Source organism: Streptomyces sp. CO7 (genome assembly GCF_053474865.1).
In genome coordinates this window covers 383174-388308 of record NZ_JBRIOU010000008.1, presented here as the reverse complement: position 1 = coordinate 388308, position 5135 = coordinate 383174, and the positions used below count along the sequence as shown (strand labels likewise).

5 protein-coding genes and 1 pseudogene are annotated in these 5135 nt (G+C 73.4%); 3 read left to right on the top strand and 3 right to left on the bottom strand.

Annotated elements, in window-relative coordinates:
• Together ACOV8S_RS26670 and ACOV8S_RS26665 are read right to left on the bottom strand one after the other, a co-directional pair.
• A pseudogene (locus ACOV8S_RS26670) lies at positions 1-481 on the bottom strand (spermidine synthase); the annotation flags it as partial.
• Between the two features lie 232 nt (positions 482-713).
• Positions 714-1271 (bottom strand): DUF2617 family protein, encoded by a 558-nt coding sequence (locus tag ACOV8S_RS26665; RefSeq protein WP_448320851.1) that lies wholly within the window; start codon positions 1269-1271, stop codon positions 714-716.
• Between the two features lie 254 nt (positions 1272-1525).
• Here ACOV8S_RS26665 and ACOV8S_RS26660 point away from each other — a divergent pair, with 254 nt between their 5' ends.
• The 3 genes from ACOV8S_RS26660 to ACOV8S_RS26650 all read left to right on the top strand — a co-directional run bounded on the left by ACOV8S_RS26660 (position 1526) and on the right by ACOV8S_RS26650 (position 4663).
• Positions 1526-2041 carry a hypothetical protein gene (locus ACOV8S_RS26660; protein WP_448320850.1) on the top strand — a complete coding sequence of 172 codons (516 nt, stop codon included), beginning with the start codon at positions 1526-1528 and terminating at the stop codon, positions 2039-2041.
• Between the two features lie 48 nt (positions 2042-2089).
• The gene (locus tag ACOV8S_RS26655; protein ID WP_448320849.1) at positions 2090-3295 is read left to right on the top strand and encodes a pyridoxal phosphate-dependent aminotransferase; all 1206 of its coding nucleotides are present in this window, start codon (positions 2090-2092) and stop codon (positions 3293-3295) included.
• Positions 3296-3412: 117 nt separating this feature from the next.
• On the top strand, positions 3413-4663 hold the full coding sequence (locus ACOV8S_RS26650) for a hypothetical protein (RefSeq protein ID WP_448320897.1): 1251 nt from the start codon (positions 3413-3415) through the stop codon (positions 4661-4663).
• A gap of 9 nt (positions 4664-4672) precedes the next feature.
• Here the strand turns inward: ACOV8S_RS26650 and ACOV8S_RS26645 are convergent.
• Positions 4673-5135: YbjN domain-containing protein (locus ACOV8S_RS26645; protein WP_448320847.1), on the bottom strand; the 463-nt coding region annotated here is incomplete at its 5' end.

Genomic DNA, 5135 nt, shown 5'->3' with positions numbered 1-5135 from the left:
CGCTGGGGCCGTCCCGCCACAGGCCGCCCCAGGCACCCGTCCAGGCGAAGACCGCGTACAGCGCCATCGCGCTGCACCCGCCGACCAGCGCGAGGGCGGCTTCCACCGCCCCGAAGGCGGCCGCGGCGCGGCGGCGCAGCCGCTTGGCGGCCAGCGAGCCCAGGCCCATGGCGAAGACCATCACCGACAGCACCACGGACGCCTGGGTGACCGAGTCGCCCATCAGGTACGAGGCCATGGCGACCAGTTCGAGCTCGTACACCAGCCCACAGGCGGCGCAGACGAACACCCCCGCGAGCACCAGGAACCGCGCCGTCCCGGGCCGCAGCGGCAGCCGCACGGCGCACCCCTGAACGCCGCCGGCCCCGGCCGCCCGGTCCACGCCGCCGCGCGGGCCGTGACCCTCGCCGGTCCGCCCCGCAGCCCCCTCCCTCCCAGGTCGGTGGGCCGGTGGTGCGAGTGGGGCGTGCGGTTCGATCACATGACGACCGTACGTCATCGATCGAACACTCATCGTCACCCGCCCGGGTGGTACTGGCGCACTCCCGGCGCGTGGGTACCGCGTGCGCGCCCGCCGCGTGCGCGCCGGTCGTGCTCCGCAAGGCCGCCGGCCCCCGCCTACCGCACCGGACGGCACCGGACGGCACCGGGCCCGCTCGCCCGGCACGCCCCGCAGGCGCGGGGCGCACCAGGCCGACACCGGCCCTGCCCGGTCAGCGCAGGGCGCCCACCGGCAGCCGGCCCATCCCGGTGACCGTCTCGGCGCCGACCCCGAGGCCGACCGTGGTGCGCGTCGCCACCAGCTGCCCGTCCTGCGGATAGGCGTGCCAGGTGCGCCAGACGGTCTCCCCCTGGGTGCGCTGCGCGAGCAGCGCGGTGAAGGCGTGCGGGCTGCCGGGGAAGACGCCGACCAGCCCTTTCGGGTGGTCGGACACCAGCGCGATCAGCTCCTGGGCCCGCCCCGCGAACGCCCCCGGCGAGAGCACCTCCACCCGGGCCGCGAACTGGTACTCCCAGCCGCTCACCCGCTTGGCCACGCCCAGCGGGAGCGGCGTGCTGGAGCCGGGGATGCAGGCGACCGTCTCCGAGCAGGTGCCGTCCTCCCGCTCGAGGATGACCTGGTGGGAGGCGCCGAGCAGCCTCAACTGGAGCCGGACGTCGGTGAACCGGAGGTCGAGTGCGGCCAGGGCGGGCAGCGGTTCACGCCCGAGCGCCCAGGCCAGGTCGGACGCACGCGTATCGCTGTACGGGGTGTTCAGGGTCGTGAGCATGGGGTCGGCTCCGCTAGCGCGCAGAAGAGGATGTCGGACCGGCGCCCCTGGGGTCGGCACCAGGAGAGGACGGTTCTGCCCCGGACGGGAAGGCGGCCGCTCAGGTGTGGCGGCCGTCCGCGGGGCTGCGTCGGCGAGTAGAGAAAAGCACGAACGTCGGTGACGCCACAGCGTTTTTACCCAAGTTCGTCGGCTTTCCATCCTTCGGTGGGTTCTTCGGCTCAACTGTTCAACGACGCACCCTCATCGCCCAGTTGTCCGAACACGCGGCGACGTCCGCCGTGGGTTCACCCCTCGGCGGACGTCCGCGGCCGGCGGAGGCTCAGCTTCCGCCGCCGCACCCTCCTCCGCCCCCGCAGGAGGAGCTGCTCCCGCACGACGACGAACTGCTCCCACAGGACGACGAACTGCTTCCGCAGGACGACCTGGAGGAGTCGCCGGAGTCGCCGGACGAGGACCCGCTGTCGGCGGCCCACCAGCCCCCGGCGCCGGCGTCGGCCCCCGAGTGCGAAGAACTCGAGCTCGACGACCTCGACGACCTCGACGACGAGCCCGACGGGTGGCCCCGCCGGACGTTCCCCAGGCTGTGGTGGGCCATGCGGGAGACCCGCCTGTTCATGGCGACCACGAACCACACCAGAAGAACCACCGGCAGGATCACCACGACCACGATGACGGCAGTCAGCACGGCTCCGCCCTCCTTCCACGCTCCCCCGAAGCGCCCCCCGTGGGCCCCTCTCTGCGCAGCGTGCTCCGGTGATGCCCGATGACGCAACGGCCCAACACAGAGTTGAGCAAGGCCAGAGCTTGGGCGCAGGATGGCCGCCATGAGCATCCCCGACCGGGCGGTCCGCCCCCTCCTCAACCGCCGTCTCGCCGAGTTCGGGACGACCGTCTTCGCCGAGATGTCCGCCCTCGCGGCGTCCACCGGCTCCATCAACCTCGGGCAGGGCTTCCCCGACACCGACGGCCCGGAGGAGGTCCGCGAGGCGGCGGTGCGGGCCCTGCGGGACGGCCGGGGCAACCAGTACCCGCCCGGCCCCGGCGTCCCCGAACTGCGCCGCGCGATCGCCGGCCACCAGCAGCGGCGCTACGGCCTCGACCTCGACCCGGACACCGAGGTGCTGGTCACCGCCGGGGCCACCGAGGCGATCGCCGCGGCCATGCTCGCCCTGGTGGAGCCGGGCGACGAGGTGGTCGCCCTGGAGCCGTACTACGACTCGTACGCCGCCTGCGTGGCGATGGCCGGGGGCCGCAGGGTCCCGGTGACGCTGCGGCCCCACGAGGGGACGTTCCGCCTCGACCTCGACGAGCTGCGCGACGCCGTCACCGACCGGACCCGCCTGCTGCTCCTCAACTCCCCGCACAACCCCACCGGCACGGTCCTCACCCGCGAGGAACTCGCGGCCGTCGCCCGGCTCGCCGTGGAGCGCGACCTGCTGGTGGTCACCGACGAGGTGTACGAGCACCTGGTCTTCGACGACGCCGAGCACGTGCCGCTCGCCTCGTTCCCCGGCATGCGGGAGCGCACGGTCACCATCTCCTCCGCCGGCAAGACGTTCTCCTTCACCGGCTGGAAGGTCGGCTGGATCACCGGCTCGCCGGAGCTGGTCACGGCGGTCCGCTCGGCCAAGCAGTTCCTCACCTACGTCTCGGCCGGGCCGTTCCAGTACGCGGTGGCCGAGGCGCTGGCACTGCCGGACTCCTACTTCGACGGGCTGCGTGCCGGCCTCACCGCCAAGCGGGAGCTGCTGACGGCCGGTCTGGAGGCGGCGGGCTTCGGCGTCTTCCGGCCGGCCGGCACCTACTTCGTCACCACCGACATCCGCCCGCTCGGCGAGCGCGACGGCGTCGCCTTCTGCCGCGAACTGCCCGAGCGGGCGGGCGTGGTGGCCATCCCCACCGCCGTCTTCTACGACGACCGGGAGGCGGGCGCGCCGTTCGTCCGGTTCGCCTTCTGCAAGCGGGACGAGGTCCTGCGGGAGGCGGCGACCCGCCTGGCCTCCCTCGCCGACCGACGCTGACGGCTCGGCCACCCAGCGCCGACGCAGAGGAACGCACGGGCGGGAACCCCGGCGGCACCCGGCGTGCCGTGACCGTTTTCGCCACTTTCGCCCTGCATCGTGCATGGGGTGAACCCGATGCTCGCCGCCCTCGTACCGTCGCCCGCCCGCCGGAGGACCAGCCCTGCCGAGCCGACCGAGCCGACCGAGCCGACCGGGCCGCCCGGGCCCCCGGCGGCCGGCGGACGGGCGCGCCGCGCCGTTCCCACCGTGGTCACCGCGGTGGGGCTGTTCGCCGCCGCCCGGCTCACCGGCGTCCTGGTCCTCACGCTGCTGGCGCACGCCCACGGCAAGGACGCCACCACGCTGCTCGGCCGCACCTGGGACTCGCTCTGGTACATCGGCATCGCCGCCGACGGCTACGGCGAGATCCGCCCGTACACGGGGCTGGTCCTGAACGACCTGGCGTTCTTCCCGCTCTACCCCTGGATGATCCGGGCGGTGACCGCCGTGCTGCCGCTCAGCGGCGGCGCGGCCGGGATCCTGCTGTCCTGGGGCGCGGCGGCCGCGGCGGCCGCCGGGATCTACCTGATCGGCCGCCGGGTGCACGGCCGGGGCGCCGGCGTCCTGCTGGTGCTGCTGTGGGGGCTGATGCCGCACTCGGTGGTGCTGAGCCTCGCCTACACCGAGCCGCTGCTGACCGCCCTGGCCGCCTGGGCGCTCTACGCCACGATGACCGAGCGCTGGCTGTGGGCCGGCGCGCTGGCCTGCCTGGCCGGGCTCTCCCGGCCCAACGGCCTGGCCATGGCGGCGGCGGTCGCGGTGACCGCCGCGTGGCACGTGGCCGTGCTGGCGCGCAAGCGCGAACTCTTCGTCCACACCCTGTGGAAACCGGCGGCGGGAGCGGTGCTCGCGCCCCTGGGCTGGGTGGGCTTCTTCCTCTGGGTGGGCCGGCGGCAGGGCGACTGGCTGGGCGGCTACTTCGAGGTCCAGCGCAAGTGGGGGTCCGCCTTCGACCTCGGCCGGGGGAACCTGGAGTTCGTCGGCCACCTGCTGCGTCACCCGGACAAGCTGGTGTTCACGGTGGCGCTGGTGATCGTGCTGGTGGCGGTGCTGCTGCTCGGGCTGCTGATCGCGGACCGCGCGCCGCTGCCGCTGATCGTCTTCAGCGCGGTGCTGCTGCTGATCGCGCTCGGCGGTTCGGGCTACTTCGCGTCCAAGCCGCGGCTGCTGCTGCCCGCCTTCCCGCTGCTGCTGCCGCTCGCCGCGGCGCTGACGCGGACGGCGAGAGCCCGGCCCCGGCACGCGACGCTGGTGGTCGCGGCCCTGGCCGGGCTCTCGTTCGCCTACGGGGCGTACCTCGTCGTCATGGCGACGTCACCCCTGTGAGGCGGACGCTCAGGCCTCGTCGTCCGGCTTCTCGGACTCGTTGACGTCCTGCTCCAGGCCCAGCTGCTCCACCAGCCACTTGTCGAACTCGATGGCGGCGCGGACCCAGCTGACCGTGGAGGACACGAAGTGCTCCAGGCTGACGCCCATGCCGATCAGCATCTGCGCCTCGCCGATGAGGCGGACGGTGCCGTCGTCGTGGGTGTGGGTGTAGACCTTGGGCCACAGGGTGCGGCGGTTCCAGTCGTCGATGGACTCCAGGAGCTGCGGCTTGGCCTCGATCTCGTGCGGGCGGTCGTAGAACGTCCGCACCGAGAAGATCGCCTGTTCGTTCTCGCCACGGAACATGAAGTACGTGCGGAAGCTCTCCCACGGGGCGGCGAGGTCACCCTCGTCGTCCACCACGTACTTCAGCTCCATCTGCTCGAGAAGCTGCTTCACCAGGTCCTGATCCGGGACAACGGGGCCCGCC